Raw genomic sequence first — 14,259 nt, 5'->3', positions numbered from 1 at the left:
CAAGTCAGTGATAGGGGTCCGCCGCGTCGCGCAGGCCGTCTCCCAGGAAGTTGAAGGCGAGAATGACCAGAATGACCGGGATGACCGGAATAAGCAGCCAGGGATAAAGAGCAACGACATTCACCGTACGCGCCTCGGTCAGAAGCACGCCCCAGCTCGTCACCGGCGGCCTCAGGCCGAGCCCGAGAAAGCTCAGCGTCGTCTCGCCCAAAATCATGCCGGGAATGGTCAGCGTCGCGCTGGCGATAAGGTGAGACATGAAGCCGGGAATAAGATGACGGCCGATGACGCGCCAGTGATTGGCCCCCATCAGCTGCGCCGCCATCACATAGTCTTCCTCGCGAAGCGCAAGCAGCTTGGAGCGCACCGCACGTGCAAGTCCGGTCCAGTCCAAAAGCCCCAGAATGAAGGTAATGCCGAGATAGATGACAAAAGGGCTCCAATCGACCGGCATGATCGCGGCAAGCGCCAGCCAGAGCGGAATGCTGGGGATCGATTGCAGCACTTCGATGATACGCTGTACCACCAGATCGAACTTGCCGCCCCAATAGCCGGCAAGCCCGCCGATCAGAATGCCCAGCACAAAGCTTGTGGTGATGCCGAGAAGGCCGATCGTCAGCGAAATTCGCGCGCCATAAATGACCCGGGACATGACATCCCGCCCGAGCCTGTCGGTTCCGAACAGGAACATCTGGCCGCCTTCCGCCGGGCAGATGAGATGCCGCTCCGCATCGATGAGGCCCCAAAACTTGTAGGGATCGCCCTTGCAGAAGAAGCGCAGCCGCTGCACCTGATCGGGATCGTCGGTATAGACGCGCTTCAGGTTCTCCATGTCGAGCGTCATTTTCTGCCCATAGACGAACGGACCGACGAACTTCCCGTCATGGAAAAGATGCACCGATTGCGGCGGCGCATAGATGTGATCCATGTTGCGCGTATGGAGATTATACGGCGCCAGAAACTCGGCGATGATGATCGACAGGTAAGCGAGCAGCAGGAATATGCCGGAATAAAGCGCCAGCTTGTGCCGCTTGAACCGCCACCACATCAGGCGAAACTGTGATGCTCGCTTGGCAAGCGGCACGCCTTGTCCCGTCTTGTCGAAAGCATAGGGGTCGAAAGGCGCTTCAGAAACGTAATGCGGCAGCGGCTGGCCGTCCGGGGGCAATTGCATGCTCATCGCGTCCGTCCTCCATAAAGACGGATGCGCGGATCAAACAGCGCAAGCGCGATATCCGAGATCAGCACGCCGACCACGGTCAGCACGGCGAGAAACATCAGGAACGATCCGGCAAGATACATGTCCTGTGTCTGTAGCGCCTTGATCAGCATCGGCCCGGTCGTCTCGAGCGACAGCACGACGGCGGTGATTTCCGCACCGGAAATGATCTGCGGCAGGATGGAGCCGATATCCGAGATGAAGAAGTTGAGCGACATGCGCAGCGGATATTTCGTCAGCACCTTGAAGGGATGCAGCCCCTTCGCCCGCGCCGTCATCACATATTGCTTGCGCAGCTCATCGAGCAGGTTTGCCCGCAGCCGCCGCACCATGCCGGCGGTTCCGGCCGTGCCGATGATGATGACCGGGATCCACAGATGTTCGAGGATCGACATCGCCTTGTCCCAACTCATCGGCTGGTTCAGGTATTTCTGATCCATCAGGTGGCCGATCGACGTGCCGAACCAGACATTCGCGAAATACATGAGGATCAGCGCCAGCACGAAATTCGGCACGGCAAGGCCGATCAGACCAAGCAGCGTCAGCCCGTAATCACCCCAGCTATACTGGTGCGTGGCGGAATAGATGCCGATCGGGAAGGCGAGCAGCCAGGTGAGGATGATCGTTACGACGGAAACGAGAATGGTCAGCCACAGCCGGTCACCGACGACGTCGGAAACCGGCAGCCGGTATTCGAAGGAATAGCCGAAATCGCCGACCATCATCCCGCCGACCCAGTGCAAGTAGCGGATCGGCAATGGCTGGTCGAACCCGTAGCGAGCCCTCAGCTCCTCGATCTCCTGCATGTCGGCGGGCTCGCCGATCGCCCGCATTTCTGCGACATAGCTCTCGAAATAGTCGCCCGGCGGCAGCTCGATAATGGTGAACACCAGCATGGAAATGAGGATCAGCGTCGGGATCATCACCATGATCCGCCAGAGAATATAGCGGATCATACGTGATCCTCCTCATACCAGAAGGTGTCAGGCATATAGACGCCGAGGAAGGATGTGGGGTCGTAGCCGAACAATGCTTTTTCCGGAATGTTGCGTAACTTCGATGAATAGACGAGTGGCTGAAGCGCCTGGTTGATGATGCCGATGGTAAAGACGCTCTGGGTGAAGATGGTCAGCATCGAATGCCAGATGGCTTCCCGCTCCTCATGCGTTCCAGCCGTCTTCCAGTCCTTCATAAGTCCGAGAAGCTGGATGGCTTCCGGCAGGTCGGGCGGGTGGCCATCGCGTCCGCCGGAAAGATAGTGAAGCCCCCAGACCGGCCACTGCATCTGATCGTCGAAGGTCGGCGCCAGTTCGTTGGGCGACATTTCGGCCGTCGGCACGCCATTGTCGAGACCCATCCAGACGCACATCAGCGTCTCGCCGCCGATCACCCGCTTGCGAAAGATCTCGCGTTGCGACACGCGGGTAAAAATCGCAATGCCGATCTTCGACCAGTGATCGGTGATCAGTTCCAGCACGTCGCTCTCGAACGTGCTTTCGCCGGCGCTTTCGACGATGATCTTTGCCGGACGTCCGTCTGGCAGAAGCCGCAGGCCATCCTCGTTGCGCTTCGTCAGGCCTGCTTCGTCCAGCAACCTGTTGGCCATGTCGATATCGTGGCTTGCCCAGGCCTGCTCGTATTCCGGCTTGAACAGGGGACTGTCAGGCAGGATCGAGTTTCCGGCTTCATGCGCAAGGCCGAAGAAAACCGCCTTGTTGATCTCCTCGCGGTCGATTGCCAGCGACAACGCCCGTCTCACCCGGACATCCTGAAACAGCCCGCGCCAGACATCGTCCTTGCAGTTGAGGTTGGGGACCAGCGCCACGCGCGAACCCTGGGTCCGCTTCCACAGATCCACTTTCATGGGCAACCGCTTTTCGGCCGCCTTCAGGAACGTATAATCGGAGAAATCGACATTGGCGAATTGCAGGTCGCTATCGCCGGAACCCGCCTTGGCGGCGATAAGATCGGGCGAGCTGATATTCAGCACCATTTTATCGATATACGGCAGCTGCAGTCCGTTCTCGTCGACACGGTGGAAGAACGGATTGCGCAGGAAGACGAACTGCCCGGCCGGCGGCTTGGTGCTGTTATACCAAGGGTCGAGCGTCGGCAGCGCCGGGTTTTCCGGGCGTACCGTGCGCGACATCCGCTGGTGCAAGTCGGTCCAGTCCTGCGCCTTGTACGTCTTCAGCATCTCGGCAATCTTGTCCGCGCTTTGGTAGCGTGGATGAAACTGCTTCAGATAGGCCGACGGCATGTAGATGATGAGCGGCGAAGGTTTCGCCAATTGTGCCAGGAAATCCGGGTTTGGTTCAGCCCAGCTGTATCGTACTGTCCGCTCATCCAAAATCTCGAATGTCGGCCCTTTGCCGTTGACCCTGAGATCGACCGGAATGCCGCCGCGATGAAGCTCCTTGTTGTTCATCACGTCTTCCCAGCTGTAACGGAAATCCTCCGTTGTCAGCGGTGAGCCGTCCGACCATTTGTGTCCCTCCCGCAATGTGAAGGTGAACACGCGATCTTGTTCGGAGGTGAAACTTTCCAGAATGTCGGCCTGCAGGTTCAAATGCTCGTCGTAACCAACCAGACGCGAATAGCTGCTGATCGGCATGAGGCGGATATCGCGCTGGCCACCGATCAGCATGCGCACGACGCCGCCGTGCCGCCCGGGCTTCATACTTTTCGCACCGATGTTGACGACGCGCGGATTGCGCGGCAACCGCTCCGCAACATCCGGCAGCTTGCCGGCCTTGATGTCGTCGGAGAGATAATCCGAACCGGTGAAGGCAGCCCTCGCCTGAAAGGGTAGAAGAGCTGTCGCCATAAGGCTGAGCATTGTCCGGCGTTTGATCATGGCTGCAGCTCCCGGATACTCGCCTGAGGCTTGGCCAGAACGAAATGCCCACCGCCGAGATCGATCTGGGTCAGGCGCTCGCCCTCATCCTGAATGAAGGCCGGGTTCCAGTCCTGGGTCGGCTTTTTCGGAATGTCGAGCTGGTCGAGGTTCAGCGGACGGTCGAGGTCGGGGATGGGTACTGCCGCGATCAGCCGTCGGGTGTAAGGATGCATCGGGTTGCGCATGATGATCTCGCAGGGGCCGATCTCGACGATCCTTCCTGCATACATGACGGCCACCCGGTCCGCCATGTAGTTCACCACGGCAAGATTATGCGAGATGAACAGGTAGGTCAGACCCAGGTCCCGCTTGAGATCCTTCAGGAGATTGAGGATCTGCGCCTGGATCGACACGTCGAGCGCCGAGACCGGCTCATCGCAGATCAAAAGTTCAGGGCCGAGCGCCAGAGCCCGGGCAATTCCGATACGCTGCCGCTGGCCTCCCGAAAAACTGTGCGGATACCGGCTCAGCGCATTGTCATCGAGACCGATCGTGCGCAGAAGCCGCCGAACCGCCTCCAGACGCGTGGCGCGCGACCCGCGGCCATGAATTTCCAGCCCCTCGCTGATGATTTCCCGCACGGTCATCCGTGGTGAAAGCGACGAGATGGGATCCTGAAAAACCATCTGTATGCGCTGGCGCAGCATGTCCAATTCTTCGCCTTGCGCAGAAAGAACATCGATCGGTCCCTTCTCGCTTTCGAAGACGACAGCACCTGTATCCGCGGTCAGCCCACGCATCAGGATCTTGCTGAGCGTGGTCTTGCCGCAGCCGCTTTCGCCGACAAGTCCAAGGCTTTCGCCGCGCCTGATATCGAAGCTGACATCATCGACGGCAAGCGTCACATTGCTTTCGTGGCTGCCGAGCTTGCGCTTCTTGGCCTTGAACGTCTTGCTGATGTGATTGACTGAAAGGATCGTCCGTGAACCGCCCGAATTGAGGTAGCCGGTTTCCATCAGGCTGGCGGTATCGATATTGATCTCGCGAAGCGGCTTCAGACGCTGGCCACGCTCCATCTCGAATGTCGGGATCGCCGAGATCAGGCCCTTCGGATAGGGATGCACCGGGCGGCGAAAAATATCGTCCACACTGCCTGCTTCCATCACCTCGCCGCGATAGGCGACAACCACTTCGTCGGCAAGATTTGTGACGATGCCGAGATCATGGGTGATCAGCAGCATCGCCATGTTGAAACGCGATTGCAGGTCACGCAGAAGCTTGAGGATCTGTGCCTGGATCGTCACGTCGAGCGCCGTCGTTGGCTCGTCTGCGATCAGGAGGGCAGGGCGACAGACAAGCGCCATGGCGATCATTGCGCGCTGGCGCATTCCGCCGGACAGCTCGAACGGATACATCGCGTGGACTTTGGCCGGATCCTTGAACCCCACAAGGGACAGCGTATCGTAGACCCGCTCCCGCTGCTCAGCAGGTGACGACGCGTCGTGGATCCGCAGCGCCTCATCGATCTGGTTGCCGATCGTATGCAGCGGCGAGAGCGACGTCATCGGCTCCTGAAAAATCATCCCGATCCGATTGCCGCGAATAGCCCGGATCTGCCGTCCGTCCTGCGGCAACTGGAGTAGATCGACCGGGCCTTCCGAGCTTGCCGGATCATTGAACAACACGCGGCCGGATATCGAAGCCAGCGGGCTTTCGATCCCGACGATCGTGCGGCCTATGACGGATTTGCCGGATCCGGACTCTCCCACCAGCGCAGTAACCTTGCCGGGCCTGATCCGCATGCTCAGATTGTTGACGGCCTGAATTCTGCTGCCGAACACCGGGAAGCTGACGCTCAGATTTTCTATCCGCAGCAGGTCGGGCACGAATGTTGTCATCGGGCGGTTTTTCCCAAGGCGTCTCGCTGAAGCAATTCGCATTTCCGTGTGACGGCAAAATCAAATTTGTCGGAATGCATCTTTTGGCACCTGATCAGGTTGACGCTGGAGCAGAGTTGAACGTAGCGCAGAGCTATGATGATAGTCCATGCCATAAGAAGCCTGCCGGATAGCTGCCGATGATTAACGAACCAGACTACAAAAGGATGCTTGGCGAGGCGAAAGCGCTGATCCAATCCGGTAATTTTGTTGAGGCGCGCAATCTGCTGCAGGAGGTTGGCGCGAAGGAGTTGGGAAAAAGCGATTCCGTGACATCGCTTGGCCTGCCGCGGCGGTTGCAGTCTGCGAAGCTGAAGCTGGCGAAAGCCGAGGGCGATGCGGTTGCCAGAAGCGGCTACCAGTTCCACCTCGTCCCGCCACCCGAAAAGCTGGTGCGATACGGCGACTTCTCGCTGGGAGAGCAGACAGCAATGGTTCAGTTGTCGGGCGTCTCCGTTCCCCGATGCATCCACCAGATATGGTTAGGCTCAAGACCCGTTCCTCCGACTGTTGACGCCTGGGCTGCGCATGCCGCAGCGAATGGCTATCAGCATAGACTGTGGCGCGAAGCCGATCTTGCAGAAAATGGTTATGATCGGCACGCGGCGCTTCGGCATATGTTGCAGGAAGGCGATTTTCCCGGTGCGGTCGATGTCGCGCGCTATATGATCCTGCGCGATCATGGAGGCATCTATCTCGACTGCGACTGGTATCCGGCTAACAAGCGCGGCAGCTTTCACGACCACATGCCGCTGACGGGCCTTTCCGTCTTCGCCGAGGATATTCCGCGCAACACCGGTGCTGGAGGCACGCTTTTCGCCAATTCCTTCATTGCGACGCCGGCAGGCAACCCCGTCTTTTCAAGACTATGCGAAGTACTTCCCTCGGTGATCGAGGATCTCGGTCATGCTCCCGCCTGGTGGTCGACCGGCCCGCTGATCTTCACCGTTGTCGCCCGGTCCGGTCCGGTCAGCCTTGCCGGCGCAGGCTTCATCGCAAGATCGGCACCCGCTGCAGCATCGCTTTCAGACGTTCAGGCTCTGGCTGCGAATGCCGAAGGCCTGCTTATCGCCTGGAAGCCCTGGTAGGGCTTTAACGTTTGCTCATCAACTCGCGGACCGGAATCCATTGGCAGGCAGGATGGCCGGCTGTCAGCTCGAACAGGTCGCTCAGAAAATCCCAGGCTGCATCGTCATGCACGAGATGGTGGGTGAGGACCCCGAGACTTGTCGCCTGCATGGCGCCGGCTTCCAGCCGAGCCGCAGCTTCGGCGTAAAGAATATCCATCGGGCGCCCGCCGCGTGTACCCTTCCAGTCGATGATGTCGACATGGGTATTCACCAGCCGAACCGGCGCATCCACCCGTTCCGAGCCAAAGACGGAGAGACCCTCGTATCCAAGTGACGTCAGATGACGCAGCAGCGGCTGCGCGATACGGTTCCATGGCGGCACCAGCAATGGGACTGCGCGATCACCGAACAGGCCCGAAATTCGCTCCAGTCCTTCCGCCAGTCGGCCAAGCACGACATCTTCCCCGCGATGCAGGCCGAGTTCCTGTTTCTTTTCCAATGCCGGTGCATGATTGGCATGATCCCAGCCATGGACCGCGACGGAAATCAGCGGCAATTGCTCAACAAGTTCGGCCAATGCCGTTGTCGCATGCGCAGGGATGGCGGCGATCGTCAGCGGCGCATTCCAGCGCTTCGACAGATCGAGAAGACGAGACAGCGCAGCCGTCGGCTCTATGGCGTCGTCATCCCGCAGCCACAACTGCACCGTCCTGCCATCCGTGGCATAAGCGTCCAGCTGATCGATAAATTGGCTGCGGCTCATCGCGTCATCTCACATAGGTTTCGAGTATCCGGCCCAGGCTTTCCGCTGCGCCGCCGATTGACCGTTCCTCGGTCGCAAAAATCCTTGCCTCCTCCGCGAGGCGAGTGCGGTATAAGTTGTCGGTCAAAAGACAGCCGATCGCCTTTGCGAAGGAAATTCTGTCGCCCGGCGGTGTCAGCAGGCCTGTTCTATCATGCGCGACAACCTCGGGAACGCCTGCGATTGCTTCGGCAACAACTGGAAGGCCGGCGGCCTGCGCTTCGAGATAGGCAAGTCCGTAAGCCTCACCATGTCCCGGCCAAACGAAAATCGAACCGCACGACAGGAGGTCGGCAATATCACCCTCAGGTAAGGCGCCCAGCCATTCTATCCGCTTGGGGTCGAGTGCGGCGAAAGCCTGCTCCACCTCCTGCCGGCATTCTCCGTCACCGGCGATGGAAAGCGTCCATGGCAGATGCTCGATGAGGTTCAGGCTCTCCGCGAGTGCCCGATAGCTTGAAAGCTTATCGCCCGGCCGCATCATCGCCACGGTGACCAGCCGTCCCGGCTCAGGCGCGGGTTTACGTTGCAGATAGGGCGTGCTGTCGATGAACGGGGCGATGAGTTCCAGCCGCGCCTCAGGCACGGCCGCGTTCAATCCGTCAAGGTCCCGGCGTGTGAAGCAGAGATTGACCGCGGCGCTTTCGAGGCTGTCGAGCAACAGCTCCTGCGAGGTCTCCCACGTTCCAATGTTTCGCCGTGATGAATAGGAGGCTTCCGCATTGATCAGCGGAATACCGAAATGTCGTGCAAGTGCAGGGCCTAGAAGGTCGGGCGCCTTGTAATAGGGATGATAGGTAAACCACAGGTCCGGCGCAGCGAAGCCGGAATGTTCGGCCGCTATCCGTTCGATCTCGCTGGCAGCCTCGGTCCTGTTCGCTTCGAAGGCATCCCGCATGTCGGCCGAGCGCATGAAACTGCGCATCTCGGAAGCAACGCAGACCTCATGCCCCAGCGTCTCCAGCGCGCGGACCAAAAGCCGTGCCATCAACCTGTCCCCGGACGGAACTGGATGATTGGGTGACTTAAGCGGCGAATAGAACAGGATTTTCATAGGCCTGGCATCATGCGGGTTTGATCATCTCCCCGTGACCACTCTTGACACGTCGGCGCATCTCTCACAACTGTCAGCCACTGCCTCATCGCTAGGATTTCTCCCGTTATGACCGATACCTCCCTTTCCTCGACGCTTCATGCGAAGATCACCGCACGCACGGTAAAAGCCGGTGTTGTCGGGCTTGGCTATGTCGGATTGCCATTGGCGATGGCCTTTGCGCGAGCGGGTTTTACGGTCACCGGGTTCGATATCGATCCTTCGAAGATCGAATTCATCGATCGCCGGGAAAGCTATATCGAGGCGGTTCCCACCGATATTTTGAAGGTCGAATGCGAGGAAGGGCGCTTTGCTGCGACCTGCGATTTCGCCCGGCTGGCCGAATGCGATATTATCGCTATCTGTGTGCCGACGCCGTTGACCGCGCATCGTGATCCCGACCTGTCCTATGTGGCAAAGACGGCTGAGGCGATTGCGAAAACCCTGCGTCCTGGTCAGTTGATCGTGCTGGAATCGACCACCTATCCCGGAACGACCGATGAAGTTGTGAAGCCGATACTCGAAAAGACGGGCCTGAAATCGGGCGCTGATTTCTTCCTCGGTTATTCGCCCGAGCGTGAGGATCCCGGCAACCGCCAGTTCCACACGGCCAGCATCCCGAAAGTGGTCGCCGGTGATGGCGAGGCGGCCGCAGGCCTGATGCAGGCGTTTTATGGTGCAACGGTCGAGACCATCGTGCCGGTCTCGACCACCGCGACAGCCGAAGCCGTAAAACTCACCGAAAACATCTTTCGTGCCGTCAACATCGCGCTCGTCAACGAGTTGAAGCTCGTCTACGACGCCATGGGCATCGATGTGTGGGAAGTCATCGATGCGGCAAAGTCCAAGCCCTTCGGTTACATGCCCTTTTATCCCGGCCCCGGTCTTGGCGGTCACTGCATCCCGATCGATCCTTTCTACCTGACCTGGAAATCCCGTGAATTCGAGACGCCCACCCGCTTCATCGAACTGGCCGGCGAGATCAATACCGCGATGCCGCACCATATCGTTACGCGGCTTGCTGAAGCTCTGGATATCCGTAGCGGCAGGGCGCTCAGCCGCTCGAAGGTTCTGCTGATTGGTCTCGCCTACAAGAAGAACGTCCCCGACATTCGCGAAAGCCCATCACTGCGTCTCATGGAACTGATAGAGCGCCGCGGCGGATCGGCAGCCTATTTCGACCCTTACGTGCCGGAAATCCCCTCGACACGTGAATATGCCGAGCTGAAGGGCCGCCGATCGATCGAGTGGGACGAAAACGCGCTGAAATCTTTCGATGCTGTCGTCATCGCGACCGACCATGATAATGTCGATTACGACGCCATATCCCGTTTCGCTTCTCTGATTGTCGATACGCGTAACGTTTTTGCCCGCAGAGGCATTTCCGCGAACACGATCGTCAAAGCCTGAATTACTGGAAAACCGCAAGGTACTGGAAAGCCGATGAGCCGCCTCGATACATTCATCAACCGCATGTCCGCCCAGCGCGATATTCTCAATCACGTCGCGCGCGATCTGGGCCTTCCGCCGGAAGGGGTGGTTCTGGAAGTCGGGCTTGGCAACGGCCGCACCTACAGCCATCTGCGCGAACTGTTTCCGGATCGGCGTGTGATCGCATTTGATCGGGCGATGAATGCGCATCGTACCGCTGCACCCCAGGAAGATGATTTTGTCATGGGCGAAATCAATGAAACGGGCATGAAATATGCCGGATGTGGTGCAGCTCTCGTCCATGCGGATATCGGTACCGGTTATCCGGACAAGGACGCTATCACCCTGTCATGGTTGCCACAGATGGTTGCCGCCATGCTCCAGTCGGGTGGTTATGCCGTCAGTGGCCTGCCGCTCGACCATCCGCAGCTGGACGAGCTCCCACGTCTGCCCTCGGTGAATGAGGGCAGGTATTTTATGTATCGCAGAGCGTGAATGAGTAGGGCCAATCAGGCCTTCTGCAAGGCGCGAACCTGATCGAGTTCCGAGGAGGTGAGGCGCAGTCGCTCGGCGATTGCGCGCGTCATCTTCATCGTCATTCCGGGGCAGTCGTCCATGATCCGGAACAGGTAATCCTTGTTGATCTTCAAGGCCTCGACCACACCTGCGGCCTGAACGGTAGAGCTGCGCGGTCCGTCGCATAGAAGCGAGATATCGCCGACGATCGAGTTTTGTCCGCGTTCGCTGACTTTCACAGGACCGTCTGGCGTGTTGACGAGAAACTCGACTGTGCCGCTGAGAATGAAGTAAGCGGAATCCCCGCTGTCGCCCTGAGTGAACAGGCGTTGACCAGCCTTGAACGTCACGCGTTCGGATGCGAACGCGAGCAGCTTAAGCTTGCAGGTATCCACCTCCGCGAAATAGGGAAGCTTCCGCAACAGCTGGACTTCATCACATAGCAACATCGCTCTTCCGCCTTTCCTGTCGGATCGATGGCTAAGCCACCAGAGCCTTGAAGGTTCCGCTCTCCTGTTCAAGCGTCTCGTATGAGCCCTCTTCGAGGATCGCGCCTCCGTCAAACATGACAACCTTGTCAAACAAACGTGACAAAGAGATATTTGACAAGACCCAGATTACAGCTGGATCATTCTCTTGTTGACCCAGAAATGCAAGTACGTTTTGAACGATTTCCTCCTGGGTGTGCTTTTCGAGCCCGGGAAGCGGTTTGTTGAACACGTAATAATCAGAGCGCCGAATTAATGCGCGAGCAAGATTAAGCTTTCGCCTTTGTATCGGTGTGAGGCGGCGGCCACCGGCGCCAATATCGTAATCAAGGCCAGCTTTTAACAGTTGAGTGGCAAAACCGAGCTCGCGCGAGACACTGGCCGCCAGGGTGCGAAGTTCGATGATGCCATCGGCATTGCTGTTACTCAGTTTTCCGAAAACGATGTTTTCGCGCAAAGTTGCCACGGAAACATATTTGTCGGGGTCATAGCGCTCGATGAGTTCTCTCAGGTGAGACGGCAGCTCGGTATAAAAGAGTTCGCGCGAGCCGACGATCTTGTCCTGCAGTTCGGTTGTCAGAATACCAAGTCGGTATCGTGGCTCGATATATTCAAGCGTCAGTCGAATGAAGGCCTTGTCGGCGCCCGACAGGCGGAAATTGACCGGTTTGGGTTCGTTTTTCCGCTGCAACAGGCTCTGGTAGTAGCTGATATCTTCGGCCGATAGCGTCGTGACCTGCCGGAAGAACGGGTGATCTGCCGGAAGGCCGCCAAAAATTTCAACGAGGTTCGTCGCGACCGTACGCCCCATTTCGACGAACGGGCGTTGCAGCCCGACCTTGTTGAGCGCGGTGTAGAAATGTTCGCTGGACAGTAACTCGTTATCCGGCGTCAGGGGCGCCAGTGTTGCGCCGAAGAGCAGGTTCTCGGCGACGGTTGCCTGGGAGTTATATCCGTCCGGCTCGAAAGGTATGACGAGAGATTCCATGCCCAGTTCGTTCATCCGCGCGCGCAGGGCGCGGCGCATCTCGACGACCTGCGTGGCAAATCCCGGATCCTCTTCCGGATTGATTGTCGAATGAAGCGCAAGCTCGAGCACATCGTCGGTCAATTGCACCGCGTCGAGCGCAGCCAGAAGCGATTTCTGCAAATCCTCCTTGGCGCCATTGCCAAGTGCGGCGTAGCTGTAATCCACCCAGCCGGCTCGGATATCGAGATGCGGATTGCCTGCCTTTTTGGCTTCACGAATCTCCCAAAGCCGTTGCCGCATCTCCTTGCCTTCATACTCGTGCCGCTTAACCGGAGCGTGCTTCAGGCCATAGAGGAGATTGTCTTTCAGGCTTCCGTGGAAAAAGTAGCTGTCCGTGGAGACATAGGAGATGTGACGCCCGGTAACCGATTCCGGAAGCTCCCTGATGTCCTCGTCGCCAAGGCAGATTCGGCCGCTCGACGGCCATGAAAGCCGTCCGAAGGCTTCCGCCATCGCCTCTGCACCTCGGCCCGTATGGTCCACCAGCGCAACCGTCTGGCCACGGTCGATCTTCAGCGTGACGTGATCGACGACCTTCGCTCCGCTGTCATCGTTGAGGGAGACGGAGACTGCCTGCAAGGTTTCGCTGCGATGCTTGGCCGATGCGGGGGTCAGGGTATGGATAGCCGGATTGATAAGGTCCTCGACTTCGAAGTTTTCGAAAACCTGCTCGTATTTCACCTGCACGTCCTGGCGCGCCTGATCCCAGTCGATCAGTTCCTTCAGCGGGCCGGGCAGATCCTTGTAGGCGTTGATCACGGCGACAAGCTGACCGACATCGAGCGTGCCGCGCAATGTCAGGTAGCCGCCGATGAGATAGAACAGGAAGGGTGTCACCTGCGAGAGGAAGTTGTTGAGGAATTTGACCAGGAACTTCCACTGATAGAGATCGTAGCGGATGCGATAGATTTCGCCCAGGCGGCTGGCAACATCGGCGCGCTCGAAGTTCGACGTATCGTAGGCATGGATTGTGCCAAGACCCTCGACGACCTCGTTCACCTTGCCCGCCAGCCGCCGCGCCGTGATCTGCCGCTGCCGTCCGAGCTCGATCAGCCTGCGCCGCATTTTCGGTATGATGATGACCTGTATAGCGACCATGAAGGCCGCGACCATGCCGAGCCAGAAATTCTGCAGGATGATGAAGAACAGCGCCGCCAGCGCCTGGCCGCCCAGAAGTGCAGGCTGGACGAAGGCATCCCCGGTGAAGCCGCCGAACGGCTCCACCTCGTCCTTGATCATGCTGGCAATCTCGGCCCCGTTCAGGCTTTTGGCATGGCGGGGCGGAAAACGTAGAACCCGATCGACGAGTTCGAAGCGGATGCGGCGCAGCAGGCGCTCGCCGAGGCGGCCTTTATAGGTATTTATGTAGTATTTGAATCCGCCGTTGATGATCACCAGCAGCAGGAACACGACACTGAGTGCAACAAGTGTTTGCATGCGGTCGAGCGGAAAGCCGTCGAATCCGAACGTGTAGTCGGTGAAAGGAACCGTAAGAGAGAAATCCAGAAAATTCTGGGTGACACTCAGATCTTCAAAGCCCTGGCCTTGGATCGGCCCGTTGATGATCTGCTTCGGCAGATCGAAGGCAAGGAAATATGGGATCATCGACAAGGCGACAATCAGCAGGATGAAGACCTGCTGTGGCTTTGTATGTTCCCATATGTAACGTAGCAGCGTCTTCTGCATATGCCTTCACCAAAGCGACAGCGTTATCAACTCGGGCATCGGATAAGCTGCATACGGCATTGTATAGCCTGTCTTCCGGGTTTTAACGAGTGCTCATCCATCCGCACCCTTTACTGGAGCGAAGATCTATTTTGGCCGGAGAATGAGT

The 14,259-nt window shown here is 58.3% G+C and carries 11 protein-coding genes; 3 read left to right on the top strand and 8 right to left on the bottom strand.

Annotation, left to right across the window (positions count from 1 at the left end; translation table 11 throughout):
• Positions 1–4 precede the first annotated feature (4 nt).
• Genes JNB91_RS10805 through JNB91_RS10790 form a run of 4 tightly spaced genes read right to left on the bottom strand, consistent with a single transcriptional unit; the run spans position 5 to position 5,956 of the window.
• Positions 5–1,180, bottom strand: coding sequence for an ABC transporter permease (locus tag JNB91_RS10805; protein WP_220325515.1), 1,176 nt, complete (start codon positions 1,178–1,180; stop codon positions 5–7).
• Positions 1,177–2,175 (bottom strand): ABC transporter permease, encoded by a 999-nt coding sequence (locus JNB91_RS10800; protein WP_220325514.1) that lies wholly within the window; start codon positions 2,173–2,175, stop codon positions 1,177–1,179. The genes JNB91_RS10805 and JNB91_RS10800 overlap by 4 nt, the downstream gene beginning before the upstream one ends.
• Positions 2,172–4,076: an ABC transporter substrate-binding protein gene (locus JNB91_RS10795; protein WP_220325513.1), complete on the bottom strand. Its 1,905-nt coding sequence runs from the start codon at positions 4,074–4,076 to the stop codon at positions 2,172–2,174. Before JNB91_RS10795 ends, JNB91_RS10800 begins: the two co-directional genes overlap by 4 nt.
• Positions 4,073–5,956 carry an ABC transporter ATP-binding protein gene (locus tag JNB91_RS10790; protein WP_220325512.1) on the bottom strand — a complete coding sequence of 628 codons (1,884 nt, stop codon included), beginning with the start codon at positions 5,954–5,956 and terminating at the stop codon, positions 4,073–4,075. The genes JNB91_RS10795 and JNB91_RS10790 overlap by 4 nt, the downstream gene beginning before the upstream one ends.
• Before the next feature lie 179 nt (positions 5,957–6,135).
• Between JNB91_RS10790 and JNB91_RS10785 the strand changes: the two genes are divergently transcribed.
• Positions 6,136–7,083 (top strand): glycosyltransferase, encoded by a 948-nt coding sequence (locus JNB91_RS10785; RefSeq protein WP_223218137.1) that lies wholly within the window; start codon positions 6,136–6,138, stop codon positions 7,081–7,083.
• 4 nt (positions 7,084–7,087) lie between these two features.
• Here JNB91_RS10785 and JNB91_RS10780 read toward each other — a convergent pair whose 3' ends face one another.
• Both JNB91_RS10780 and JNB91_RS10775 read right to left on the bottom strand, forming a co-directional pair.
• Positions 7,088–7,828, bottom strand: a complete 741-nt coding sequence (locus JNB91_RS10780; protein ID WP_220325511.1) for a polysaccharide deacetylase family protein — start codon at positions 7,826–7,828, stop codon at positions 7,088–7,090.
• A 4-nt stretch (positions 7,829–7,832) separates the two neighbouring features.
• Entirely contained in the window at positions 7,833–8,921 is a 1,089-nt protein-coding gene (locus JNB91_RS10775) for a glycosyltransferase family 4 protein (RefSeq protein WP_220325510.1), read from the bottom strand.
• Positions 8,922–9,029: 108 nt separating this feature from the next.
• On the opposite strand from JNB91_RS10775, the gene JNB91_RS10770 reads away from it, so the two are divergent.
• Both JNB91_RS10770 and JNB91_RS10765 read left to right on the top strand, forming a co-directional pair.
• Positions 9,030–10,370: a nucleotide sugar dehydrogenase gene (locus JNB91_RS10770; RefSeq protein ID WP_220325509.1), complete on the top strand. Its 1,341-nt coding sequence runs from the start codon at positions 9,030–9,032 to the stop codon at positions 10,368–10,370.
• A gap of 33 nt (positions 10,371–10,403) precedes the next feature.
• Positions 10,404–10,886, top strand: a complete 483-nt coding sequence (locus JNB91_RS10765) for a class I SAM-dependent methyltransferase (RefSeq protein ID WP_220325508.1) — start codon at positions 10,404–10,406, stop codon at positions 10,884–10,886.
• Between the two features lie 14 nt (positions 10,887–10,900).
• Here the strand turns inward: JNB91_RS10765 and JNB91_RS10760 are convergent, their stop codons facing one another.
• A complete protein-coding gene (locus tag JNB91_RS10760; protein ID WP_220325507.1) occupies positions 10,901–11,356 on the bottom strand; it encodes a cyclic nucleotide-binding domain-containing protein in 456 nt (151 codons plus the stop codon).
• A gap of 31 nt (positions 11,357–11,387) precedes the next feature.
• Positions 11,388–14,111, bottom strand: a complete 2,724-nt coding sequence (locus JNB91_RS10755) for an ABC transporter transmembrane domain-containing protein (RefSeq protein WP_220325506.1) — start codon at positions 14,109–14,111, stop codon at positions 11,388–11,390.
• Positions 14,112–14,259: the final 148 nt, after the last annotated feature.

It is taken from the genome of Aliirhizobium wenxiniae (assembly GCF_019511445.1).
Classification (GTDB): Bacteria; Pseudomonadota; Alphaproteobacteria; order Rhizobiales; family Rhizobiaceae; genus Neorhizobium; species Neorhizobium wenxiniae_A.
The sequence above is the reverse complement of the archived record's forward strand: the minus strand, read 5'-3'. Positions and strand labels throughout refer to the sequence as shown.